Raw genomic sequence first — 23,859 nt, 5'->3', positions numbered from 1 at the left:
TAATATAAAGGGCTGATTATTCAGCCCTTTATAATTTTTAAATATGAAATACTTAATGAGTATAAGTGGAAATATTCCACATGCAGGAATTAGTAATATAAATATTCCATTAAATAAAAGAAATTTAATTATTACTGGAAAAAATGGAAGTGGTAAAACGAGTTTCTTAAAAAAGCTAAATGAAAAACTTGATCTTCACTTCTCTAAACAAATACAACAAAATCAATCTGATCAAAATGCTGTAAAACTCTATTTAACACAACTTCAAAGTTATCCTGAAGGAAGCTATGAACATAGCAATGCTAAACAACAGCTTTCTTTTTTCCAAGCCAGAATAGATCAAGCTAATGATGCCTTAACTTTAAATATTGATAATGAATTAGAACTAATACAACTATACGACAATAATAAAGCTATTTATAAATCATTTGAAGCCATGAGAACTTCATCTATTTTATCAGTAACAAGTTCAACTTCAATTGAACAAGAAAAGAGTTCAGCCAAGCAAAATAAATCCCTTAATTTAGGACAAAAATTAGAACAACATTTAATTAATATTAGAATTTCTAAAGCCTTCTCATTTGAAAGAAATGACAGTACTCAACTAAAAAAGCTAGATTCATGGTTTGAAAAATTTGATAATAATTTAAAATTATTATTTGAAAACGATTCAACAACATTAATATTTAAAGAACAGAGTTTGAAGTTTAAAATTAAATTAGATGATAGAGAATTTGATTTCCAAAATTTATCCTCCGGATATCAAGCCATCTTTGATATTTTCGCAGACTTATTAGTACGTACTGAATTTTTTGATATTTCTCCAGAAGAATTACGAGGAATTGTATTAATAGATGAAATTGATGCACATTTACATATCTCATTGCAAAAAAAAATACTGCCTTTCTTTACTAATTTATTTCCATCTGTTCAATTTATAGTTAGTACACACTCACCATTTGTTATTACATCAACAGATGAAAGTACTATAGTTTATGATATTTCAAGTAATGAGCTTTTTGAAAATGATTTAAGTCTTTATTCTTACGAATCTGTAATCAAAGGTCTATTTCATGTAGACACCCAATCAGATCAATTGAAAACAGAAGTTCAAACTATTTCCACTATTTTAAATAGTGAACCTAATAACTATGAAAAACTTCGGGAAATTCTACGAAATATTACACCATATGCGAAACAGCTTGATGTCGAGTCAAAATCTTTCTATTTCAAAGCACTAAATCATTTATTAGATAATCAAGAATTAGGAGATCTTGATGTTTAATGTTATTCGTTCAGAAAGACCTCAAACTTGGACTAACAGTAACTATAAAGATCCAATAGTTGTTCAGCAATTAAAAAAAGATTTTTTCTCAAAATGTTATCTATGTGAACAAACTGACTTTGGTAATGTCAACGTTGAACATTTTTTACCTCATCTGAATCAATCAGAAGAATTAAGAATAGATTGGGAAAATCTTTATTATGCTTGTTCTCATTGTAATGGGATTAAGGGTCATCGACATAATGAACTGCTTAACTGTTGTGATCAAAGCCATAACGTTGATACAGCTATTTCTTTACAAGCTCCTACTGTACCTAATGGTCAAATTGTTCTAAAAAACACATTAGAAAATAATTCAGCTTTATTCGAACTAACAAATAGAACAATCGAATTGTTAGACCAATGTTATAACAATGCGAACAGTGGTATACAGCAAATTAGTCATCAACATTTGAAAGAAAAAATTCTTGAAGAACATGCATATTTACAAAATTTACGGTTTCAACTGAAAAATGGCCTAAATCGCATGTTGCAAAAAGAAAAAGATGAGTTAATAGAAAGAATAAATAATATGCTTAAACCTAGCTATCCATTTTCAGCATTTTGGAAAACTTATGTTAAAAATGATCCTTTTTTATCCGAAGTTTTAAACTAACTTTTTATTCATTTACCTCTCCTTATATAAGGATGAAAATATGTAATATATACATAAATTTCCCTCTTTTTTAGGAGAGGGATTTTTAAACTAAAAAACTATGCCCCAACAACATCTCCACCCCACTCACTTTTTTCATATGCTTTAAACGTTCCTTTTCCCATTTCACCTGCTGCTTTAGCTCAGCACAATCAACATCTACAGCTTTATACACATCACTAATATGTAAATGTTCTACTTTTACACTCTTTGCTAACTGAAAAGAATCCAAAATCTCAGCAATTTGGCTTTCAAGCTGCTGACTTTGTGCATCTAAAGCAAGTTTATAAAACCGCAACTGCTCGGCAGGTAGTTCTTTAGCGCCTACCCCTTTATTCTGTTCAAGCTGTAACTGGAGTTTGAGTAAATAGAACAAGTCCTGCTTTTCATAGGCCTGACTTGCCTGTTGGAACAACTCAGTTTTTTCTTCTTTTTTGGTTTCATCTTGCTCACGGTCTGGGTGAATCATCGCGGCAATTTTTAAATAAACTGTTTTTAACGACTGAGCTGCCATCTGCTCAGCTTGTTCGCGTTTTTGTTGCTGCCTTTGCTGTTTGGCTTGTTCTCGCGCTTGTTGTTGCTCAGCCGCATACTGTTCAAAGTCTTCATCAAATTCTGCACTTTGCTCAGCACTCTCATGGTATTCAAATTTTATTGACTGAGCTTTCTTATTCTTTTTTACCGACTCCCCTGCATGTTGCTGATAAAAGGTATCGATCTGCTTCACTAGCTCTAATTGTTCAGCAGACAACATTTTGGAGCGCTTCAACATTTGTGCAAGCTGGGCAATTTTTTCGTCTAGTTGTTGCATGTCTGCTTTGGAAAAATCATGGCTATGCAACATATTCCAGAGTTGATCCAACTGCTGAAAGAGCACAACATGCAAATCGCTGTACACAGGCATCAGTTTTTGCCGAATGTGCTGTTGAATCTCGGCTTGCGCATTTTGCCATGTGCTTAGGCTAACTTTTTGCTGTTCTATTTTATTAATCAGGCGATTCAGTTTTTTCTGCTGTGCAGACGGTTCAGACCTTTGCTGCAAGCTCACTTTGAGATCAAAGGACATACTCATCCACCTGAAAAAGAAAAAGTGTATCAATAATCAGATGAGGAAGGTAGCCAAGCATTCTTTAAGTGTTAAGAGGCCTAAAATTTATATCTTAAGAAATCCACCAAATCACCAGTGGCAAAGTCACGGCAGCACATAGAGTTTGAAAGCTAATCACAGCTGCCATAAGCTGACTATCGCCACCCAAAACTTTGGTTAAAATGTATGAAGCTGAAGCAGTCGGTAGCGCAAAGAAAATAACTAGAATTTGAGTTTGTAAGCTTGGCAAACCAAACCACATGCAGACCGCGTAAGCCAAAGCAGGTACTGCTAAAAGTCGTGCAAACGTGTCTGCCGCCAATACCACAATGTCTTTTTTAATTTGCATAAACTGTAAAGCTGCGCCAACACATAACAAACCTAACGGCAAACTCGACACTGAAAAAAGCTTAATAAACTGAGTAAATCCTTCCCAAATCGGGATATGCAATGCATTGACTGCCGCCCCAACTACACACGATGCAATTAAAGGGTTTTTAAGGAGTGCAATCAAAACAGGTTTAATTGCCATGTGTTCTTTAGAAGTTAAAGCAAGCACCGAAATAACGTTCACAAGCGGAATGCAAAGCGCCAATAAAATTGCCAGTATTGCCATTCCTTCACTTTTAAAAAGCGAAGTGACTAAAGCCAAACCAATATAGGTATTAAAGCGAACCATACTTTGTACGTGCACACCAAAACGTGCAGGTGGTATCTGCCAAAACATTCGGAGGATATATAAAAAGGCGGTCACAGCTAAGACCACAATCACCATCGCAATAATGGCTGTACTCAAGCTTTGTAAATCAATTTTCGCGGTCGATAGCGTACTAAAAAGCAAAGCTGGAAATAAAATATAGTAATTAAGCTTCTCTGCCCCAGCCCAAAACTCATCGCTAAAAAAGCGATATTTTTTAAATAAGTATCCCGATGCAATTAATGCAACTAAAGGAAAAAGAGATAAAACAATACTATTCATTTCTTTACTCGAGTTTTGTGGAGGTTTGCTGTTTGGCAATAACCTTGACTTACTCATATATTAAAGATAATGAAAACTCATGATAAAATGAGTTTTTACTCATAACAAATACAACATGACATTTACCCAACTTGAAATTTTCGCACTCATTGCAGAACTAAAAAGCTTTACGGCTACAGCAGAAAAGTTGGGAATTTCTCAGTCAGCAGTTTCCCATGCGCTTAAATCATTAGAACAACAATGGGGTATTAACCTGATTTCAAGATCCCAGAGTGATATTGAGCTCACCACGACAGGACAGCAGCTTCTTACGCATGTAAAAGAGCTATTGAGTATTTCCGATACCTTAGAAAAAGAAGTGGCTGCCATCCATGGTTTAAACGAAGGAACATTACGTATTGGCTCTTTTGGTGCTTCATCATCTATTTATCTATTGCCTGAAATTTTAGAAACCTTTCGGCAGCGCTACCCTAAAATCGAAATTTATATTGATGAAGGCGAAGATAAAGAAGTTGCTCAGTGGTTATTGGAACGGCGCATAGAAGTCGGTTTTTTGATTATGCCAGATGAGCGTTTTGATACATTTCCATTAATTGAAGATCGTTTTGTTGCCTTAATTCCCAATCAATTTCCACTCGCACAACAACTCTATATTGATCCAGCCCAGCTAGAAAATTGCCCTTTTATTATGACAATGGCGGGTAGTCGGCATCAGGTCGAATTAATTTTAAAAAACTTTAATGTGAAACCAGACATCAAATTTTATGTTTCACAAATTCTAAGTATCGTTAGCATGGTTCACAATCAATTAGGGATTTCGATTGTCTCTGATATGGTGCTCACCAAAGAGTTACTCTCACTCTATCCAAATGTAGTTAAACGTCCTTTTAAACCGAACCTTAAACGTTCTATTGGCCTCGCAGTCAAAAATAAAAAGCACATGAGCCCCGCTGCGAAAGCTTTTATTGAAGTCGCGCAATCGGTTTGGTCTGATCATTAATTGAATATAGATAATTTTTAAAAAATTTAATAACGATCTCTTTCAGGACAATTTACAAGCGTATTAGATGACTTGTAACGTAAAAAGCGCTAAAACTGCCCCCTTTAACCAAATCAACGCACCATTTATCGCCAAAAACTCTTTATTTAATCCAAATTGGTGCGCTTATTGCATATTCACTTTTATGCAATTGAGTTTGTTTCGACAAACTTAGGTTTTTAGATTCCTTAAATCTATTTTGGTGCAATTTACAGACCCAGATTTGTTCCAAAATGGAATTTAGCACTTTTTTCGAGCATGCTATGCAAAATGTAGATCTATTTTTCTTATTACTTGGTGCAGTTTTGGTTCTTGCCATGCACGCAGGTTTTGCATTCTTGGAACTTGGTACGGTTCGCCATAAAAATCAGGTGAACGCACTTAGTAAAATTCTGACTGACTTTGCCCTTTCTGCAATCGCATATTTCTTTGTTGGCTACTACATCTCTTATGGCCAGCACTTCTTCCATGATGGTACGGTTTTATCAAGTGATCATGGCTATAACCTTATGCGTTGCTTCTTTTTACTCACTTTTGCTGCGGCAATTCCTGCCATTATTTCGGGTGGTATTGCTGAACGTGCAAAAATGCGTTCACAAGCAATTGCCACACTCGCTTTAGTTGCGTTGGTATATCCATTTTTCGAAGGTATGGTCTGGAATGGCAACTACGGTCTGCAAAAGTGGTTAGAAACAACCTTTGGCGCAATGTTTCACGACTTTGCGGGTTCAGTCGTAGTTCATGCCATGGGCGGTTGGATTGCACTTGCTGCTGTGATTTTATTGGGTGCACGTTCTGGTCGTTATAAGAAAGATGGTCGTGTAAGTGCTCATCCCCCTTCTTCTATTCCATTTTTAGCGCTTGGCTCATGGATTTTAATTGTTGGCTGGTTTGGCTTTAATGTGATGAGTGCGCAGCGTGTTGATGCTATTTCTGGGTTAGTTGCTATTAACTCGCTCATGGCAATGGTTGGCGGTACAATTACAGCCAATGCGATTGGGAAAAATGACCCTGGTTTCTTACACAATGGGCCACTTGCTGGTTTAGTCGCAATTTGTGCAGGCTCTGATATTGTTCATCCAATCAGTGCACTTGTTATTGGTGGTGCAGCTGGGGCTATGTTTGTTTATCTATTCACCTATACTCAAAACAAACTCAAAGTTGATGATGTATTAGGTGTATGGCCTTTACACGGCGTATGCGGCGCATTTGGTGGTATTGCAGTAGGTTTATTTGGTCAACAATGGCTGGGTGGTTTGGGAGGTGTCTCATTCATCTCACAGCTCATCGGAACAGCACTCGCAATAGCCATTGCGCTTGCTGGCGGCTTTATTGTTTATGGAATTCTTAAAGCGACCATTGGCATTCGCTTATCTCAAGAAGACGAGTTTCGTGGTGCAGATTTGTCTATTCATAAAATTTCGGCAAACTCTGAAGAGGGTATGTTTTAATACTTTCTAAAGTGCTCAAAGCGACGATACTTCTCGTCGCTTTTTTATTTTTTAAAGAAGATTGAACCTCTTTCTTCAGTATAGTTTAAGAGCAATTTAAGTTTTATTTTATGTAATGCCTTTACCCATAATCTAATTGATGTTACATGGCATGAATCAACAAAAACAATTTTTCCAAATTAATATCATTTTTCTGTTTTTCAGTTTTTTCCTGCTTTTAATCGTTTTTCCAGTGGGTGGGAAAATTGATATGTACCTCATCCAGCCTTGGATTGATTCAACAGGTCATTTTTTCAATCGAGACAATTGGTATCTGGAAAGACTTAATCATGAAATTGTAAAACAGATCATTACTGGTATTTATGTCATCTTTTTTGGCCTATGGCTTGCGTCATTTAAAATTGAGAAATTAAAGCTTTATCGCTGGCAATATGGTTATATGTTTTTTGTGAGCATGATTGGTAGCGGTATAGTTGGCTTATTAAAATCACAATCAGCTCATGCCTGCCCTTGGAATATGGTTCATCCGACTGCTTTAAGTTATGTATGGGATTTTACTGCGAAACATGGGCATTGTTTTCCGGGCGGCCATGCAAGCGCTGGCTTTATTTTAATGACAGGTTATTTTGTTTATCGTCTTGAACAACCGAAACGTGCCTATTTTTATCTCATTGCAGGCATTCTATTAGGCTTTATGATGGGATGGGCACAAATGATGCGTGGAGCACATTTCCTAAGTCATAATTTATGGACAGGTTGGGTCGTTTGGGCGGTAAATATTTTATTTTACGCCGTTTGTATTCACCGCTTTGAATTTGAGAAACAAATCAAACAAGAACTTGCATAAATCAAGTTCTTGTTTCGTAAACATGTAAAATCTTTGGAAGTTTAACCAAGACCGAAAGTCCACCAAGCTCTAAACTTCGGTCTAGTGTCAGAGTCCCACCTAAACGTTGAGTTGCTCGGTCAACAATGGATAGACCTAAACCACTGCCCACTTCAAGGTGGTGGTGTACACGATAAAAACGTTTTAAAACTTTATCATAATGTTCTGGGTCGATCCCCGCGCCGCTATCTTCAATTTGTATACAGGCATCTCCATCTGTAGCTGTGAAAACTGAAATATTAATCATCCCTTCATGAGGCGTATATTTGATTGCGTTATCAATTAAGTTAAAAATAATTGAATGAACAGTTGGCTCAACACTGTGCATTTCAATTGGTTCATTCCGAACAAAGCCCAAGTCGATCTCTTTTTGCATAGCTAAATTAACAAGCTGTTCAACACAATTCAAAGCGACATCATTAAGCTGAAAAGCCCTCGTTGGCTCAATCACACTTAAAGAAACATCCTGCTTAGCTAGCGCTAAAAGCTGTGTCACCAAATGCTGAATACGCGCTAATCCTTTACTCAAATTTTGCAGCGATTCATGCTCAGGAAGCTGACTAATTAAAATCTTGGTTTGTAAATTTAGAGCAGTCACAGGAGTTCTGAGTTCATGGGCTGCATCTGCAATAAACTGTTTCTGCTCATTTTGTGCTTTAGAAATGCGCTCAAAAAGACGATTCATTTCATCAATTGTAGGTAGCAGTTCTTGAGGATAATCTGAGACTTCAATAGGCGTCAGCTCTTCTGAGTCACGATGAGTCAGTTCATTTTTAAAGTCATCTATCGGCTTTAAACCTCGGCGAATAATTGCAGCTAAAGCAAAAATAGCAAATGGTAAGATAATCAAATATGGAATGAACATGCTACCTGCAAGTTCCCAAGCAAAAGCCTCACGAACCTTTTCTTGCTGGCTAATCTGAATCTGGTAATCCTTTAATGGCAAAACATAGGTACGGATTAAGCCATTACTGGTTTTATGTGAGTAAAAGCCAGCTTGTGTAACAGGTGGAACCAATAAATGGAGATGGTGTGATAAATGGGCTTGGTCTTTATAAGCCCAAATATCTACAAACAGGTCTTCTTCATGATAAGTTTTATGAAAATCAAACTCACTGCTTACCGTTTTCAATGGATATTCAGCTGTTCGTTCAGCCAAGTAACGCATTTGCGTATCTAAAATTTCATCAACTTCTTGCAGTGCAACTTTATAAGCAGTAAAAATTAATATACAACCTAAAATGACACTGAAAATTGAGGTGCCCCAAATCAGTCGTTTTTTTAATGAATAATGCACTGTTAAGAAGTTCCAAAATTAAGTTACGATTGCCCTAAACGGTAACCCAATCCTCGAATAGTTCGGATAAAGTCTTTCCCGAGTTTAGCTCTCAGGTGATGCACATATACTTCAATCGTATTACTGGTCACATCACTATCGAAATCATATAACTTATCTTCAAGATTTGCTTTAGAAAAGATTTTATTTGGGTGGCTCATTAAAGGAATCAGAATTGCCCACTCACGATTAGACAAATCAATACGCTGTCCTTTAAAGGTAGCAATGTGCTGTTCAACATTTAAAACCAGATCACCACTTTGTAAAAGCTGCTCATGATTTGCAAGCTGAGCCTCTACCCCACTACGGCGTAATAGCGCATGAATACGAGCGAGTAACTCATCAAACTCGTATGGTTTGATCAAGTAATCATCTGCACCATGGTTTAAGCCATCAACACGGTTCTGTAACTGATCTCGTGCTGAAATAATTAAAACAGGAGTCGCAGCTCTTTGGCGGATTTGCTTTAAGACCTGCATGCCATCCATCATCGGTAGCCCTAAGTCCAAAAGAATTAAATCGAATTTATTTTTAGCCAACTGGGCTAGGCCATCTAAGCCATTATTAACCCACTCCACTTCAAATTGATGATATTGCAGCAACGTTATTGTTGACTCTGCAATCATAAAATCATCTTCAATCATCAAGATTTTTGTCATGTTTTAGGCTCGCTTTAATTCACATGAGCACAAGAGTGCAACATATCCAGTTGAGGGTTGATGACCTGAGTTTTTACATCTAACAAACTTAATAAGCTTGGGAATAAATTATCCTGACTTAACTTTTCTTTAGTTTGTTGGCTTAAACAACTTACTTGTGCAAGATTATGTTGTTTCCATTTATCAGAAAACCACATCATCATTGGTACATGCGTTTGTTGACTCGGTGCAATTGCATACGGTGAGCCATGTAAATATAAACCATGTTCACCAGTTGATTCACCATGATCAGATAAATACCATAAACCTGTTTGATATTTCGATAGATCTTTTAAATTATTAATGATCTGACTTAATACATGGTCTGTATATACAATCGTGTCATCATAACTATTTAATAACTCCGTTTGAGAGCAACCCTGTATCGCATTAGTGTCACAAGTCGGTTTAAACGGTTGATATTGGGCAGGCGCACGCTTGTAATAGGCTGGACCATGACTTCCGACTTGATGTAAAACAATGAGTCGCGGACGGATGTCTTCTTTAGGAATAGTCGCTAAATACTCATTTAAGCTATCAATTAAAATATCATCGTAGCATTCGCCATCTTTACACCATTTTTGCTTTAACTTTTCTGGTATTTGGTATTCCTCCACACGATCACAAGCCCCTTTACACCCAGAGTTATTATCAATCCAAGTCACTTGATAGCCCGCACGCTTGGCAATGTCTAATAAACCTTCACGATGACTTGCAAGTTGTTCATCATAGTCAACACGTGGCATGCCAGAGAACATACATGGAACCGATACAGCTGTTGCTGTACCACATGAGCTAACTTGCGAGAAATTCAAAACCTCCTGTTTAGAAAGCTCCGGATTCGTATTTTTCGAATAACCATTTAATGCAAAACTTTCTGCACGTGCAGTCTCGCCTACAACTAAAACCATTAATTTAGGCAAGTTGCTTTGTACTTGCTGAATTTGATGAGCATCTTCACCATAGTGTATTAATGGCAAGTTCTTCTTAGGTGCCTTTTTATGATAATAAGACATTAAAGATGAAATACTATTTTGAGGTGAAATCATACCTTTTAGATCACGATGCTCACGAAAGATCGCTGCGAAATCAACATAATAAACAAATAGCAAAAGACCAACGATTGCGAAAGAAGCAATGATTGAACTAATTTTTTTCAACAATAAATGAGATGTTTTTTCTCTTTTAAGTTTTACCTGAGTAATTAAAATAATAGGTAAAACAACAAAGAAAACTGTCCAGAGTCCAAAACGTAATGAAATTAGATCAGAAACTTCAGATACATCGGTTTGTATCATATTTTGAATCTGATCGGGCGAGATAATTACGCCTAAGGTATTCACGAAATAAGAGCTAAAACCACCAATCACGACCAGTAAAATTGCAAAAATTTTAGCGGTCCATTTCCAGTTTAAAATCTGTAAAACCGCATAATAAGCAGCAACCACAATAAGTACAGTAGCAGCTAAAAATAGAATAGCCTTTATTCCAAAATATGGAGTTAAAAGATGGACTTGGCGATAAAAACCAATATTTAGAATTGCCCCTAACCAACTGGCTATAATAAAGTTAAACATAAACAGTGAAATCTGTTTATTTTTTAAAGTGGAAAAAAAATTCAGCATCTTGGGTGACTACAATCTTTTTATGATGCTTTACTGTAGAAATGGAAACTTAAAAATGACTTAAATAAAAAATGATCTAATTCAAAGACGTTAATACATGCTACTTTTTTAAATTTTGTATAATAAAAAGACGAGGTTAAATTTAACCTCGTCTTGTGAGCTTTTAACTAAATATTGTTTTTAGAAACTATATTTAGCCATTAAACCAACACGGTTATCTTTGTAAGACTTACCATCAAATGTATCACGTTTACCGTTTACGTATTCAACACCTAAATCAATTGGTTTAACTGGTGTATAGATAAAGTTAATCCATGCTTGCTGAACTTTTTCATTCCCTGCTGCATATGCTTTAGCATAATCAGTACCATCATCAGAGAACTGAGCACCGTACGCTAATGTAGAACGTAAGTTAGGCAAAATCTTATACGTTCCACCCACTTGTACAGCTACAAATTCATTTTGCTCAATATCACCATCTACAATTGTATAGGCCTTATTACTACCGTATAGATAGTTACTATTACCTACCACATAAGATGCATCAGCAAAGAGTTTTAAAGGATCAGATACTTTAAAGTCGGTACCAACAGCAACACCCCAACCAGTTTGGTTGTCACCACCAGCTTTTGATTTATAGTTTTCAACTAATGCACGAGCTGAAGCATTACCTTTTCCATCAGCATAACCTTGAGTTACTTTGGCAGTTAAGACTGGTAAGCTATATTTAATACTGTCATTTACCCAAGCACCATCTGCATCTTTTGTACCAGAAAGACCAGTGCTATCACCTTCTTCAGCAGCTACAAACAATTGAGTTGTTGGCCCAAGTTTATAGTTATAACGTACTTGTGGAACACGCGTTGTACCACCACCAATGTTTGTCGAGAAATCGATCATTTCTGGTGCATGGTTAGACAAGAAGTTTGAAGTTGTTTGACCGAATAACCAGTTGTTATACGTTAAGTAAGCATGACGAATACGTAATCCATCATTCGTACCCGCAAAGTCAACCTCGATTTTACCACCTACTTTGGCATTACTTACTGGAGCAGTAAAATCTAAACCAAGGCGAGTCGTTTTCGCTGTAGCACGAATTTTATCAGTCGCTTCACCTTTTGACTCAGCTACTTTATTGAAGTCATTATCTGCACCTTCAATAATATAGTTAGCATCTCCACGAACAAAACCATATAGGTTCACATCAGCACCTGCTTTAGACTTTAATGATGCTAAAGGTGAAACTGGCGCAGCAGCTTGAGGTTGTGCCTTAACTTCTGCTAACTGTACTTGCTGTTGCTGCTGTACTTGCTGTTGTTGTTGCTGAACTTGACGTTGTTCTTGAATTAAAGCTTTAAGCGCTTCAACTTCTTTACGAAGCTGTTGAATTTCCGCTTTGTCGGAAGTCGCAGCATGTGCCCCACTCATCATTAAAGCTGTTACTGTAAGAGCTAAACTTTTAATAACGAAAGATTTACGATTAAGGAATAGATCCATCAAAAACTCCTAAAAATATATTTTATGTTGCCTATCCATGCCAAGTTGATTTACGCCATTAAATTAGGGGCTAAAAAATCAACTCTCCTCCACATTGGTTACATTAATTTTATTACCGCAACCAAAACCAATTTCAACGTTGTGTAAGACTAAAAACCGATAACCAAAGACATAAAAAACATACTTTGTCTTACAGATTTTTACCTTAACTTCATGTTGTAACGAATCCTACACAACTCTCTTATCTTATAGAATGATTAAATCGTTATTTCATTATTCTTTTTTAGACTTTAGGCTAATAACCAATCTAATTGAACATTTTTCTGTCCATTTTGATTGATTCACATGATTTTTATTGTTATCCAAATCCATTTTTTCTCCTTTTAGCTTCCATTTGCTACTCAAACAAGATGGCACAATTAATTGAGCATTAAAATAGCTAAAAATATACATTTTAAGAAACATAGACAAATGTATTAGAGCACACTTAGATTAATACTTAATCGACATTAAGTTTCTTTATTTCATTTAGTTAACTTTATTTTTCCTGTAGTTTCGCATGTTTCCAGAAGTAAATAGGCAGTAAACTGAGCACTCCAATAATGACAATAGCTATCAAATAATGGAAATAACCGAGCACATCTCCAATCACCCCACTAAAACTATAAAGAAGACCACTCACAGTCGCCATGACTGAAACCTGAAACGTAAAATCTGTCCCCGCATATTCTTTTCGACTGTAATACATGACTAGAGTCAACATAACCACTAACAGCATTGCCGAGAATGCATCTTCTAAAGCATTGACTGTATAGATAACCCAGACATTCAACTGATTTTTTTGTTCATAGGCATAGGCTAAATAAGCATAGGCTCCTAGACTCATAATTTTAAAAACTGAAAAAACAATTAATGCTGTTGGTCTTGAAAAGTACTTAAGTACTCCCCCTGCCATTGCCGCTCCAGCGAGTGCGGCTACTGCACCTAGCATCGTGATATAAACACCAATTCGGGTAAAACTTAGCCCCATATCCACCATTAAAGGTTTGAGTAATGGCCCAGCTAAGCCGTCTGCTACTTTAAAAGTGATCAGCACCACTAACCAAGAACGGAGTTCTTTATTTTGAGAAAAGTAACTCAAATAAGCCTTAATTTTTGTGGTTAGATTTAGTTGATTAAGTTTGAGCTCGCGCTTTGAACGAAAAGTATGTTGAGGTTCTTTAAATAACCAAATAGGTAAAGTATTTAAAAATACTAAAGTTGCTAATAGCAAAAAAGTGGGTTGCCATGTTAACCAGTCTAAGCACCAAAGTACGGCGCCTCCCCCCACAATAAACCCTAAGCGCGAACCAATCACCTGAAATGTGTTACCCCAATGCTGCTGGTCATGTTTCAACAAATTGACTGCTAAAGCATCGGTAGCAATGTCTTGTGTTGCTCCTGTTAAATTCATAAAAAGAAGTGAAATAAAAAAGGCGAATAAATAAATAGGTTGATCTAAAGCTTGAACGGGGAAAAAAGACAAAATGCACAGCACACCCACAGTCAGAAACTGGGTAGGTAAAATCCAACTACGGTAGTGCCCTAGACGGGAAAGTGCATGTCGGTCGACCCACGGCGCCCAAAAAATCTTGATTGACCACGGCAACATTAATAAGCCAAAGCCACCAATATGGGCGAGGGATACTCCTTCTGCCCTTAAGATCACGGGTAAAGCATGCGTCATGAACCCAACAGGCAGTCCTTGTGCCCAATATAAGGAAAATAGCAGAAGATAAAGATTTTGCTGCCGTACCATAGAAACCTACTTTTTATTTGTTTAATGAGGAATAACATCAAATGTCATTTTGTTCTTACATTTTGCCAATGAAGCATATATTTCAAAAGATTAAGATAAAACTAGGACAAGTTAAAATTTAAAAAAATATGGATCAACATTTCCCTAATTTACCTGATTTGGTGCCTCAACGCGGTACTGCTTTAAGCCGAGCACTATTTAAAAAACTTTTTTTAGCGCAAGGCTGGACAATTGAAGGCGAAGTTCCTAATTTTCCAAAAGCAGTGGCAATTATTTCCCCCCATACTTCCAATATTGATGGATGGTATGGCTTTCTTGCAATTTTTGGATTAGGTATTCAAATTACGGTATTAGGTAAAGATGCCCTTTTTAAACCACCGTTTAAACGAGCTTTAGATTGGGCTGGAGTCATTCCTGTTAAACGTGACACTGCCAATGGACTTACGGAGCAAGTCGTTGCAACCATTCAAAACTATGACAAGATCTGGATTGGAATGGCGCCCGAAGGCACACGTAAGAAAGCAAAAAAAATGAAAAGTGGTTTTTACCATATTGCTGCAAAAGCTCATATTCCCATTGTCATGTTTTCTTTTGATTATGATCATAAGACTATTCACTGTTTAGGGCACTTAAATCCAAGCGGCAACTATGAAGAAGATTTAGAAAAGATTTTTGAGCGTTATGAAGGAAAAATTTCACCGAAAAATCGTAATTGGCTTGCTGAACCTTTACAAAATCTAGTGAAAAAAACCTAGCAAAAAATGAACAAATCTGGTCTTATGAGCCCTCTTCATTTATCTCGATGTAGATTATTTTTTAAAGATGAAAATTGCTCAATTTGCCAGTATTGGATTTATCTCTCTAGCACTCTTTGGCTGTGATAAATTTAGCAAAACACCAACACCGACAACCTCAATGAAAGCCCGTGAACCTGTGATTGCACTTGCTTTAGGTGGCGGTGGAGCAAAAGGATTTTCACATATTGGTGTAATCAAGGTTTTAGAGTCTCACGGAATTAAACCTAAAATTGTCACAGGTACCAGTGCCGGTAGCTTTGTTGGAAGTATCTACGCAAGTGGACAAACGCCTTATCAATTGCAAAGTCTGGCTTTGAAATTACAAGAGTCAGATATCCGTGATTTAACCCTGAATCGTCAGGGTATTATTCTCGGACAAAAGTTACAGGACTACGTGAACCGTAACGTGGGTAACAAACCAATTGAGAAATTCCCCATTCGTTTTGCAGCGGTTGCAACACGCCTTGATAATGGTCAAAAAGCTGACTTTATTAAAGGTAATGCAGGGCAAGCAGTTCGTGCATCGTGCAGTATTCCCAACGTGTTCGTTCCTGCAACTATTGGCAAACAGAAATATGTAGATGGTGGATTAGTTAGCCCTATTCCCGTTAAAACAGCTCGTGATATGGGTGCAGATATTGTGATTGCGGTTGATATTTCTGCACGTCCAGCAGGGAATCGCCCAGCCAATATGTGGGGACTACTTGATCAAACCATTAATATCATGGGTCAACAAAGTATTAATGAAGAACTCAAGCAAGCTAATGTAGTGATTCAACCTAAAGTTGGTCATCTAGGTACTCTTGACCTCAAATCAAGTAATCAGGCAATTTTGGAAGGTGAAAAAGCTGCTCAAGCGCAAATACGCCAAGTTGAAACTGCAATTGCAAACTTCAAAAAATCTCCAGCTGCATTTAAGCCTGCACCACGCCCTAAATTCTAATTGAGGTGGTTTTTTTCTATCCACACTCCCCATCATCTGCTACAGTGGTAAAAGTGATATTAAGTCACTTTTACCCATCATAAAGATATATAAAAGAGCAGATCTATGGAGTTTGTTATACAACCTTGGCACTGGTTTGTATTGGGTATATTACTTATTCTTTCCGAGCTGATTCTACCCGCCTTTGCCGCGCTTTGGTTTGGTATTGCCGCCATTATGGTGTGCTTTCTCTACTGGTTATTTCCAGATATTAGCCTCACAACGCAAATTGTATTATGGATAGTTCTGTCAGTGCTATGCACCATTCTTTGGTTCAAATTTATTAAACCATTATCAATTGATAAAACTAAAGCGGGATTACCCCGTGAAGCGACTATTGGTCAAATTGGTATGGTGATTCAAACCGGTCTTGATCATGATCAAATTATTGTTCGCTTTCCAATGCCTATTTTAGGGGCTGATGAATGGAACTGTCGAAGCACTAATCCGGTCAAAGTCGGTGATCGAGTGAGAGTTATTGATATTTCGGGTAATGACTTAATTGTCCAGTCCCACGGTACTTCATAAACATTAAAGATAAAGAGAGGGTATTTTCATGCCAGTCGGTACTATTATTGTTTTAGCTTTTTTGGCTTTTGTGGCTGTCACCATTTTTAAAGGGGTACGTATTGTTCCTCAGGGTTATAAGTGGATTGTTCAACGTTTAGGTAAATACCATTCGACACTTAATCCTGGGCTTAATTTTGTGATTCCCTATGTAGATGAAGTGGCATATAAAATTACCACGAAAGATATTGTGCTTGATATTCCATCTCAAGAAGTAATTACACGTGATAACGCCGTATTACTAATGAATGCAGTGGCCTACATTAATTTAACCACACCAGAAAAAGCGGTCTATGGTATTGAAAACTATACATGGGCGATTCAAAACCTTGTACAAACTTCGTTACGTTCTATTGTAGGTGAAATGGATCTAGATGATGCATTGTCTTCACGAGATCATATTAAAGCCAAGCTCAAAGCTGCGATTTCTGATGATATTTCAGATTGGGGTATTACTTTAAAAACTGTTGAAATTCAAGATATTCAACCTTCTCATACCATGCAAGCCGCTATGGAAGAGCAAGCTGCGGCAGAGCGTCAACGTCGTGCTGCCGTTACTAAAGCCGATGGTGAAAAACAGGCTGCTATTTTAAGTGCAGAAGGTCGTTTAGAAGCATCTCGACGTGATGCTGAAGCTCAAGTGGTCTTAGCAGAAGCATCTCAAAAAGCAATTGAAATGGTAACCAGTGCGGTTGGTGATAAAGAGATTCCTGTTGCTTACCTTTTAGGTGAACAATATGTGAAAGCGATGCAAGATATGGCGAAATCAAGCAATGCTAAAACTGTGGTTTTACCTGCCGATGTTTTAAATACAATTCGCGGTATTATGGGAAAACATAATTAATGTGTTTACTTTAAATAAGTATTTGAAAACAAAACGGCGACTACTATGTCGCCGTTTTTTATCTTTTATATTATTGGTTTTTTAATCTTTTCTGATCTTTCAAAGGGAGTTTTTTTACAACCAAATCATAAGAGTCGCGAATTAAATCTTGAAGTAAATCTCTTGTTAAGTTCTTATGCGGTGTAATCGAAATCCAGTGCTTTTTATTCATGTGATATCCCGGAATAATAAATGAATAGAGTTCCTGATATTCCTGACTTTTATAGGGATCACATTTAACATTAACCATTTTGACGCCAGCGACTTCTGCGGTCAACATGAACATTTTCTCTAAAATTTTAAAAACTTCATAGTCTGGCCCAAATGGATGGGTCTGTTGACTAAAGGGAAGATTACGCGCGATTTCAATTGCAGTTTGATGAAGCTGAGCACCATTCATTCTTTTCTCCCTTATTCATTGAATATGAATAGAAGCACGAATATTGATTTAATATTATTAATTGGTACGTGCTAAAAGAAATTGTGAGATATCTACTAATTCTTTTGCATCGTCACCAAAATGAGCTAAGGCTTCAAAAGCGTGATCATGCAATTCTTTTGCATAGGCCTTTGCTTGTTCGAGCCCCATTAAGGCTGGGTACGTCGACTTTTGTACTTGCTCATCCTTACCAGCAGTTTTACCCAAGGTTTCAGTACTCGAAGTAATATCGAGAATATCGTCTAATACCTGAAAAGCCAAACCAATCGTCTGCCCATATTGACGCAACTTTGGAATTGCTTGATCTGTTCCAGAGAAGATAGTCACTGCACCCATCATAATGGCCGCCTGAATGAGCGCACCAGTTTTATTGCGATGGATATTTTCAAGTTCGTCTTGAGTAATTTGCTTACCTTCAGCTTGCAAATCTAATACCTGTCCACAGACCATTTTGGAGCTGGCAGTTGCTAAAATCTGCATTTGTTTTAATACAATCGCGGCATCGGTGCCCTGGCCTTGTTCATCGAACAAACGGCTTCCTAAAACCTCAAAAGCCATTGATTGTAAAATGTCGCCTGCAAGCAAAGCAGTATCTTCACCAAACGCAACATGGCAAGTCGGCTGACCACGACGCAGTAAATCATTGTCCATACAAGGCAAGTCATCATGCGCTAGTGAGTAGCAATGAATAAGTTCAACTGCAACAGCAGCACGGCGAGCCGCAGCAAAATTCGGATTTGGCTGTAAAGAGGCCGTGGCATAACACAAAGCTGGACGCACACGCTTTCCACCAAGCATGACTGCATGGTGTACTGCACTTTTTAAAGGCTCTGGAATTGAAAATGCGGCCAATGTCGTCAATAAATCTTGTTGAATACGTTGTTGAGCTTGTTTTAAAACATCCGCATTAACTTGAGAGAGTGATGACACAGTCGCCTCGATAAAATCAGTAGAGAAATTTTATTGAATGTCTTGAAGCATTCATGCGCTACATCATACACGATTCACTGTGAAAAGTGCGTGATGAGTTTTCGAAGGCCCATGTAAAAAAGCCTCTACAAAGTGGAGAGGCTTTTTTGATTCTTAAGTGACTTTTAGAAACTGTCACCCGGAACGCGTACCCAACCTTCCATTAACACGCGTGCACTACGACTCATAATTGCCTTTTTAACAACCCACTGGCCATTAGTAAGTTCTGCTTGAGCACCAACACGTAATGTCCCAGATGGATGACCAAAGCGTACTGCTTCACGTTCACCACCGCCAGCTGCTAAATTTACTAATGTACCCGGAATGGCAGCTGCCGTACCAATTGCTACTGCTGCTGTGCCCATCATGGCATGGTGAAGTTTACCCATCGACAAAGCACGAACCAGTAAATCAACATCACTCTCTGAAACGTTTTTACCGCTTGATGCCGTATAGCTCTTCGGTTTAGAAACAAAAGCAATTTTGGGTGTGTGCTGACGCGCAGCCGCTTCTGAAATATCTTTAATCAAACCCATCTGTACCGCACCATAGGCACGGATTTTTTCAAAACGTGCTAGTGCTGCTGCATCACTATTAATATGATCTTGTAGCTCTGTACCTTGGTAACCCAAATCTTCTGCATTTAAGAAAATAGTTGGAATACCTGCATTAATGAATGTCGCTTGGAAACGGCCAATATCAGGAACATCTAATTGGTCAACAACATTCCCTGTTGGGAACATATCACCGCCGTCTTCACCGTCATCGGCTGGGTCTAAAAACTCAATTTGAACTTCAGCGGCAGGAAACGTCACCCCATCCAGTTCGAAGTCTCCAGTTTCTTGAACCTGTCCATTGGTAATAGGCACATGCGCAATAATGGTTTTTTGAATATTTTTTTGCCAGATTCGAACGGTACAGAGGCCATTTTCCGGAATACGATCGGCATCAACTAAACCATTTGAAATCGAAAAAGAACCAACAGCCGCAGTCAAATTACCGCAGTTACCACTCCAATCTACAAAAGCTTGATCAATTGAAACCTGACCAAACAAATAATCAACATCATGATCTGGCTGAGAACTTTTCGCGAGAATAACGGTTTTACTCGTACTCGAAGTAGCACCACCCATTCCATCAATTTGTTTTCCATAAGGATCCGGACTACCAATGACACGTAGTAACAGCTGATCTCTTGCTTGACCTGCAACTTGAGCTCTTTCTGGCAAATCATCAAGTTTAAAAAAGACACCTTTACTAGTTCCACCACGCATATAAGTTGCTGGAATTTTAATTTGCGGTACTGAGCTCATATCAACTGTTATCCTTACTATTATGTTCTTCTATATCAAAACAAGCATTCTTGTTTACCCTTCTCTTCATCTTAAATTGTTTTAAGGCCAAGAGATAGCGATCTGCTTTATACATCAATCGTATTGACGCGAGCATATTTTGTGAATTTAACAATGCTCTTGCAATGACTTAATCTAAGCAAAATCTAAGAAAAAAAGTCTATCTGAAATTATATTTTTTAGAGTACTTTTCACTCGAAATAGAAATATTAAAAGCAAGATTATGATTTTAAATTGTTTTTATAATTACTTTTCAGTCACTGCTTATTAATTTGTAGTCTAGGCTAAAATAACTCCATCTATTAGAATAATTTACTTATTCATAGTGAGTGAAGACCTTTGACCAACGAATCTTCTACACTTCAACGAGGACTAAAAAATCGACATATCCAATTAATTGCTATGGGTGGAGCAATTGGTACCGGATTATTTTTAGGCTCGGCGCAAGTGATTCAATCTGCGGGACCATCCATTATTTTAGGATATGCCATTGGTGGCTTAATTGCTTTTTTAATTATGCGCCACCTGGGAGAAATGATTGTTGAAGAACCTGTTGCAGGATCGTTCAGCCATTTTGCGTATAAATACTGGGGGAAATTTCCCGGATTTTTAACTGGATGGAATTATTGGATACTCTACGTTCTGGTTGCGATGAGCGAACTCACCGCAGTGGCCAAATATATTAATTATTGGTGGCCTCATATTCCAGCGTGGACGTCTGTCTTATTTTTCTTTGTCGTGATTACGGCAATTAACCTAACAAACGTCAAATTTTATGGTGAGTCCGAATTCTGGCTCGCTATTATCAAAGTTGCTGCGGTCATCTCTATGATTGTTTTTGGACTCTATTTGCTATTTACAGCAGATGTAGGCTCAAATATTTCATTTAGTAACCTTTGGTCTCATGGTGGATTTTTTCCAAATGGCTTTAGCGGCCTCTTCTATATGTTGGCTTTCTTGATGTTCGCCTTTGGTGGTATTGAATTGATTGGTATGGCCGCAGCAGAAGCAAAAGATCCGAAAAAAACCATTCCAAAAGCAATTAACCAAGTCGTTTTCCGTATCTTGATTTTCTATATCGGTTCATTGGCAATCTTACTTTCATTAGTGCCATGGAACCAATTAGATCTTGGCGGTCTCGACAAAAGTCCATTTGTTATGATTTTTAGCCAAATGGGAATTGGTTGGGCTGCACACTTACTTAACTTTATTATCTTAACTGCTGCGCTATCTGTTTATAACAGTGGGATGTTTGCAAATAGCCGTATGCTCTACAGTCTCGCTCAACAAGGGAATGCACCAAAAGTTTTTGCAAAAACCAATAAACAGGGTGTTCCTATTCCCGCTGTTCTGCTTTCTGCTTTATTAATCTTTGGTTGCGTTCTTTTAAATTACTTTGTACCTGAAGATGCCCTTGGACATCTCATGTATGTTGTAGTTGGTGCACTTGTTCTAAACTGGGCAATGATATCAATTACTCATTTGAAGTATAGACGCTTTGTTAAGCACGCGAATATTAAGACATCTTTTCCAGCGTTATGGTCACCTTTTAGTAATTACTTAGTTTTAGCGTTTATTGCTGTGGTTCTCTATATTATGTGGACTCAAGGCTTCAAAGAGTCAGTAATGATGATCCCTATTTGGATTACGGCAATGCTTGTACTTTTTGACTATTTAAATCCTAAAAAACTGGATTCCATTGAGAATCCTGAAGAATAAATAAATCTAAAAAGCCATTGTCTAGACAATGGCTTTTTTTATTCATCATTAGAAAATTACGCGTTGTAAGTATTAAAATTTCATCGACAATAAAATTAGAAGTTATGCATATTTATACTGACGAGAACAGTAAGCTCGTTCAACCTCTGGTGAACGTAATTGCTGATGCTTAGTTTTACGCCCTGCCATACGTTTACGCCAAAGTTTAAAACTATTGGTTTTTAGGTTGTATCTCATTAAACGAATAACTTCGCTTTCGCTTAAGCCATACTCTCGCTCAATCGCTTCAAATGGAGTGCGATCTTCCCATGCCATTTCAATAATTCTAGATAAGTCCTGTTCATCAATTTTTTTCATGTTATGCCCTTTTGAATTATACGATAGCCAAATCTGATTTTTAACAAACAACCTTCTAGGAATAACTTCACCTACTCGATTGCTTGTCTTAAACCTTTTCGTGTTTTGCTTCAGATCATAGAAAGATCAACATGAATTTTTTGTGATTTTTTAGCTTTCTAAACTGTTTTTCTACAAGACATAAGTGTTCAAAACCATTGAATGGTTCAACTTTATCTTTATTGCCCACTATGGCAAAAGTTTTAATACCTAAAACGTAAAAAAGCCATTGCCTTCGCAATAGCTTTTTTGTTTATAATCATAAAATTATGCGCCCTTAGCTTAACTGGATAGAGCAGTTGCCTCCTAAGCGACCGACGTGGGTTCGAGTCCCGCAGGGCGCACATACTTAATACGTTAATCCTTCACTTCAGCCAACAATGTTTCAGCTGCAAGTTTTCCTAAATTATTAGAAGCAAGCGGACTATCGCCAGTTAGCAATTTACGGTCTCTATGACATTGGCCTGTAATGCCCTTATTTAAAATTTTGACACCGAGCTTTTCAAGGTTTTCTCCCACTAGCCAAGGCAAACCCCCCGGCATATAACCAATATCAATATTTGCTCCCTTATCTAATGAATCAGGGAATACACAAATTTGATAGCCTTTAAAAATATAGTTTTCTGGCTGTTCATCTACTGCCGCAGCCAGTAATGAAGCTGGACCATGACATAACGTAATAATAAATTTATCTTGTTCAACCGCCCATTTAAGGACGTTCTTTACCTCAAGACTATGTGGAATTTTAGCTAATACGCCATGCCCACCCGGAATAAATACAGCCGCATATGGCGAGTTTTCGCCGACTACGTTTTCTAAAATATCAGCTAGCTTTAATGGATTTTTTAATTTATCTGCATATTTCTGAAAGGTGTCTAACACCACTTGTTCTTGCTTTGGCATTGCCCACATTTCAAGTTTGGCCGGATTTCCTGAAAGTGTCGCAATATCAATTTCGAAGCCAGCATTATCTAAATGAAACATCGGTAAAAGCATTTCTACAGGATGGTTACCTGTTGAGAAGAACTTACCGTTTTGCATCTGGATATAACGCTCATCAGTTGCAATCATTAAAACTTTTTTATTGCCTGCATAGGGAGTTGAATAAGTCGTGCCATCGTAATCTGTTTTAGGAGCAGTATATTGGCTTAGAGAATAAGGTGATGGGAAAAAGGCATTATCTTCAGCCAAATCTGGAGTAGGATTTTTATCATCAATATTTGCGGTATTCATTGTTACTATCCTTTTTCATCAGTATGGAAAGAAATAATAAGGTAAGAACCAATTGTTATTTCTTACTCAATTTATAGGTGAAGTTATAGAACTGGTGCAATCTGACAATAGAATTTGGCAATTTTTATAGAGAAATAGGCAGAATCT

The 23,859-nt window shown here is 37.4% G+C and carries 23 protein-coding genes and 1 tRNA gene; 11 read left to right on the top strand and 13 right to left on the bottom strand.

Annotated features, from left to right (window positions below; all coding sequences use genetic code 11):
* Positions 1-55 precede the first annotated feature (55 nt).
* Complete coding sequence (locus RMB06_RS03055) at positions 56-1,285, top strand: AAA family ATPase (protein ID WP_130119543.1); 1,230 nt, start codon at positions 56-58, stop codon at positions 1,283-1,285.
* Complete coding sequence (locus RMB06_RS03050; protein WP_130119542.1) at positions 1,278-1,940, top strand: HNH endonuclease; 663 nt, start codon at positions 1,278-1,280, stop codon at positions 1,938-1,940. The genes RMB06_RS03055 and RMB06_RS03050 overlap by 8 nt, the downstream gene beginning before the upstream one ends.
* A gap of 85 nt (positions 1,941-2,025) precedes the next feature.
* On the opposite strand, the gene RMB06_RS03045 is transcribed toward RMB06_RS03050, so the two are convergent.
* Both RMB06_RS03045 and RMB06_RS03040 read right to left on the bottom strand, forming a co-directional pair.
* The gene (locus RMB06_RS03045) at positions 2,026-3,045 is read right to left on the bottom strand and encodes a molecular chaperone DnaJ (RefSeq protein ID WP_309164965.1); all 1,020 of its coding nucleotides are present in this window, start codon (positions 3,043-3,045) and stop codon (positions 2,026-2,028) included.
* A 94-nt stretch (positions 3,046-3,139) separates the two neighbouring features.
* Positions 3,140-4,045, bottom strand: coding sequence for an AEC family transporter (locus tag RMB06_RS03040; RefSeq protein ID WP_309164966.1), 906 nt, complete (start codon positions 4,043-4,045; stop codon positions 3,140-3,142).
* 115 nt (positions 4,046-4,160) lie between these two features.
* On the opposite strand from RMB06_RS03040, the gene RMB06_RS03035 reads away from it, so the two are divergent.
* From RMB06_RS03035 to RMB06_RS03025, 3 genes are all read left to right on the top strand, one after another.
* On the top strand, positions 4,161-5,045 hold the full coding sequence (locus tag RMB06_RS03035) for a LysR family transcriptional regulator (RefSeq protein ID WP_311078258.1): 885 nt from the start codon (positions 4,161-4,163) through the stop codon (positions 5,043-5,045).
* A 302-nt stretch (positions 5,046-5,347) separates the two neighbouring features.
* Positions 5,348-6,535, top strand: coding sequence for an ammonium transporter (locus RMB06_RS03030; RefSeq protein WP_311078256.1), 1,188 nt, complete (start codon positions 5,348-5,350; stop codon positions 6,533-6,535).
* Between the two features lie 139 nt (positions 6,536-6,674).
* On the top strand, positions 6,675-7,382 hold the full coding sequence (locus RMB06_RS03025; protein ID WP_311078254.1) for a phosphatase PAP2 family protein: 708 nt from the start codon (positions 6,675-6,677) through the stop codon (positions 7,380-7,382).
* A gap of 1 nt (position 7,383) precedes the next feature.
* Here RMB06_RS03025 and RMB06_RS03020 read toward each other — a convergent pair whose 3' ends face one another.
* The 6 genes from RMB06_RS03020 to RMB06_RS02995 all read right to left on the bottom strand — a co-directional run bounded on the left by RMB06_RS03020 (position 7,384) and on the right by RMB06_RS02995 (position 14,375).
* On the bottom strand, positions 7,384-8,718 hold the full coding sequence (locus RMB06_RS03020) for an ATP-binding protein (RefSeq protein WP_311078251.1): 1,335 nt from the start codon (positions 8,716-8,718) through the stop codon (positions 7,384-7,386).
* Positions 8,719-8,741: 23 nt separating this feature from the next.
* Positions 8,742-9,416, bottom strand: coding sequence for a DNA-binding response regulator PmrA (locus RMB06_RS03015; protein WP_002116411.1), 675 nt, complete (start codon positions 9,414-9,416; stop codon positions 8,742-8,744).
* 14 nt (positions 9,417-9,430) lie between these two features.
* On the bottom strand, positions 9,431-11,080 hold the full coding sequence (locus tag RMB06_RS03010; RefSeq protein WP_311078249.1) for a phosphoethanolamine--lipid A transferase: 1,650 nt from the start codon (positions 11,078-11,080) through the stop codon (positions 9,431-9,433).
* Positions 11,081-11,260: 180 nt separating this feature from the next.
* Positions 11,261-12,577 carry a DcaP family trimeric outer membrane transporter gene (locus RMB06_RS03005; RefSeq protein ID WP_309171702.1) on the bottom strand — a complete coding sequence of 439 codons (1,317 nt, stop codon included), beginning with the start codon at positions 12,575-12,577 and terminating at the stop codon, positions 11,261-11,263.
* Positions 12,578-12,850: 273 nt separating this feature from the next.
* Entirely contained in the window at positions 12,851-13,042 is a 192-nt protein-coding gene (locus RMB06_RS03000; RefSeq protein WP_086265301.1) for a hypothetical protein, read from the bottom strand.
* 73 nt (positions 13,043-13,115) lie between these two features.
* Positions 13,116-14,375, bottom strand: a complete 1,260-nt coding sequence (locus tag RMB06_RS02995; protein ID WP_311078245.1) for an MFS transporter — start codon at positions 14,373-14,375, stop codon at positions 13,116-13,118.
* A gap of 128 nt (positions 14,376-14,503) precedes the next feature.
* Here RMB06_RS02995 and RMB06_RS02990 point away from each other — a divergent pair, with 128 nt between their 5' ends.
* The 4 genes from RMB06_RS02990 to RMB06_RS02975 all read left to right on the top strand — a co-directional run bounded on the left by RMB06_RS02990 (position 14,504) and on the right by RMB06_RS02975 (position 17,565).
* Entirely contained in the window at positions 14,504-15,130 is a 627-nt protein-coding gene (locus RMB06_RS02990; RefSeq protein WP_069141422.1) for a lysophospholipid acyltransferase family protein, read from the top strand.
* A gap of 67 nt (positions 15,131-15,197) precedes the next feature.
* A complete protein-coding gene (locus RMB06_RS02985; protein ID WP_014207516.1) occupies positions 15,198-16,115 on the top strand; it encodes a patatin-like phospholipase family protein in 918 nt (305 codons plus the stop codon).
* A 105-nt stretch (positions 16,116-16,220) separates the two neighbouring features.
* Entirely contained in the window at positions 16,221-16,682 is a 462-nt protein-coding gene (locus RMB06_RS02980) for an NfeD family protein (protein ID WP_086265300.1), read from the top strand.
* 28 nt (positions 16,683-16,710) lie between these two features.
* Entirely contained in the window at positions 16,711-17,565 is an 855-nt protein-coding gene (locus RMB06_RS02975) for an SPFH domain-containing protein (protein WP_032006515.1), read from the top strand.
* Between the two features lie 70 nt (positions 17,566-17,635).
* On the opposite strand, the gene RMB06_RS02970 is transcribed toward RMB06_RS02975, so the two are convergent.
* The 3 genes from RMB06_RS02970 to prpF form a co-directional block, all read right to left on the bottom strand.
* Positions 17,636-18,004 (bottom strand): MmcQ/YjbR family DNA-binding protein, encoded by a 369-nt coding sequence (locus tag RMB06_RS02970; protein WP_086265299.1) that lies wholly within the window; start codon positions 18,002-18,004, stop codon positions 17,636-17,638.
* Positions 18,005-18,061: 57 nt separating this feature from the next.
* Positions 18,062-18,973, bottom strand: a complete 912-nt coding sequence (locus tag RMB06_RS02965; RefSeq protein ID WP_311078237.1) for a farnesyl diphosphate synthase — start codon at positions 18,971-18,973, stop codon at positions 18,062-18,064.
* A 164-nt stretch (positions 18,974-19,137) separates the two neighbouring features.
* Positions 19,138-20,325 (bottom strand): 2-methylaconitate cis-trans isomerase PrpF, encoded by a 1,188-nt coding sequence (gene prpF, locus RMB06_RS02960; RefSeq protein WP_311078235.1) that lies wholly within the window; start codon positions 20,323-20,325, stop codon positions 19,138-19,140.
* A 378-nt stretch (positions 20,326-20,703) separates the two neighbouring features.
* Here prpF and RMB06_RS02955 point away from each other — a divergent pair, with 378 nt between their 5' ends.
* On the top strand, positions 20,704-22,083 hold the full coding sequence (locus RMB06_RS02955) for an amino acid permease (protein ID WP_031946772.1): 1,380 nt from the start codon (positions 20,704-20,706) through the stop codon (positions 22,081-22,083).
* A gap of 102 nt (positions 22,084-22,185) precedes the next feature.
* On the opposite strand, the gene RMB06_RS02950 is transcribed toward RMB06_RS02955, so the two are convergent.
* On the bottom strand, positions 22,186-22,440 hold the full coding sequence (locus RMB06_RS02950; protein WP_002116175.1) for a TIGR03643 family protein: 255 nt from the start codon (positions 22,438-22,440) through the stop codon (positions 22,186-22,188).
* A gap of 310 nt (positions 22,441-22,750) precedes the next feature.
* Here RMB06_RS02950 and RMB06_RS02945 point away from each other — a divergent pair.
* Positions 22,751-22,823, top strand: a tRNA-Arg gene (locus RMB06_RS02945).
* Positions 22,824-22,836: 13 nt separating this feature from the next.
* Here the strand turns inward: RMB06_RS02945 and hchA are convergent.
* Complete coding sequence (hchA, locus tag RMB06_RS02940; protein WP_311078232.1) at positions 22,837-23,712, bottom strand: glyoxalase III HchA; 876 nt, start codon at positions 23,710-23,712, stop codon at positions 22,837-22,839.
* Positions 23,713-23,859 lie beyond the last annotated feature (147 nt).

The organism is Acinetobacter sp. V104_13, from assembly GCF_031798995.1.
Taxonomy (GTDB): domain Bacteria; phylum Pseudomonadota; class Gammaproteobacteria; order Pseudomonadales; family Moraxellaceae; genus Acinetobacter; species Acinetobacter pittii.
The sequence above is the reverse complement of the archived record's forward strand: the minus strand, read 5'-3'. Positions and strand labels throughout refer to the sequence as shown.

What these genes read in the sequence shown, in the direction of transcription:
- RMB06_RS03055 (WP_130119543.1), top strand. Translation starts at nt 56, where the DNA reads ATGAGTATAAGTGGAAATATTCCACATGCAGGAATTAGTAATATAAAT.
- RMB06_RS03050 (WP_130119542.1), top strand. Translation starts at nt 1,278, where the DNA reads ATGTTTAATGTTATTCGTTCAGAAAGACCTCAAACTTGGACTAACAGT.
- RMB06_RS03045 (WP_309164965.1), bottom strand. Translation starts at nt 3,045, where the DNA reads ATGTCCTTTGATCTCAAAGTGAGCTTGCAGCAAAGGTCTGAACCGTCT.
- RMB06_RS03040 (WP_309164966.1), bottom strand. Translation starts at nt 4,045, where the DNA reads ATGAATAGTATTGTTTTATCTCTTTTTCCTTTAGTTGCATTAATTGCA.
- RMB06_RS03035 (WP_311078258.1), top strand. Translation starts at nt 4,161, where the DNA reads ATGACATTTACCCAACTTGAAATTTTCGCACTCATTGCAGAACTAAAA.
- RMB06_RS03030 (WP_311078256.1), top strand. Translation starts at nt 5,348, where the DNA reads ATGCAAAATGTAGATCTATTTTTCTTATTACTTGGTGCAGTTTTGGTT.
- RMB06_RS03025 (WP_311078254.1), top strand. Translation starts at nt 6,675, where the DNA reads ATGTTACATGGCATGAATCAACAAAAACAATTTTTCCAAATTAATATC.
- RMB06_RS03015 (WP_002116411.1), bottom strand. Translation starts at nt 9,416, where the DNA reads ATGACAAAAATCTTGATGATTGAAGATGATTTTATGATTGCAGAGTCA.
- RMB06_RS03010 (WP_311078249.1), bottom strand. Translation starts at nt 11,080, where the DNA reads ATGCTGAATTTTTTTTCCACTTTAAAAAATAAACAGATTTCACTGTTT.
- RMB06_RS03005 (WP_309171702.1), bottom strand. Translation starts at nt 12,577, where the DNA reads ATGGATCTATTCCTTAATCGTAAATCTTTCGTTATTAAAAGTTTAGCT.
- RMB06_RS03000 (WP_086265301.1), bottom strand. Translation starts at nt 13,042, where the DNA reads ATGTTTCTTAAAATGTATATTTTTAGCTATTTTAATGCTCAATTAATT.
- RMB06_RS02995 (WP_311078245.1), bottom strand. Translation starts at nt 14,375, where the DNA reads ATGGTACGGCAGCAAAATCTTTATCTTCTGCTATTTTCCTTATATTGG.
- RMB06_RS02990 (WP_069141422.1), top strand. Translation starts at nt 14,504, where the DNA reads ATGGATCAACATTTCCCTAATTTACCTGATTTGGTGCCTCAACGCGGT.
- RMB06_RS02985 (WP_014207516.1), top strand. Translation starts at nt 15,198, where the DNA reads ATGAAAATTGCTCAATTTGCCAGTATTGGATTTATCTCTCTAGCACTC.
- RMB06_RS02980 (WP_086265300.1), top strand. Translation starts at nt 16,221, where the DNA reads ATGGAGTTTGTTATACAACCTTGGCACTGGTTTGTATTGGGTATATTA.
- RMB06_RS02975 (WP_032006515.1), top strand. Translation starts at nt 16,711, where the DNA reads ATGCCAGTCGGTACTATTATTGTTTTAGCTTTTTTGGCTTTTGTGGCT.
- RMB06_RS02970 (WP_086265299.1), bottom strand. Translation starts at nt 18,004, where the DNA reads ATGAATGGTGCTCAGCTTCATCAAACTGCAATTGAAATCGCGCGTAAT.
- prpF (WP_311078235.1), bottom strand. Translation starts at nt 20,325, where the DNA reads ATGAGCTCAGTACCGCAAATTAAAATTCCAGCAACTTATATGCGTGGT.
- RMB06_RS02950 (WP_002116175.1), bottom strand. Translation starts at nt 22,440, where the DNA reads ATGAAAAAAATTGATGAACAGGACTTATCTAGAATTATTGAAATGGCA.
- hchA (WP_311078232.1), bottom strand. Translation starts at nt 23,712, where the DNA reads ATGAATACCGCAAATATTGATGATAAAAATCCTACTCCAGATTTGGCT.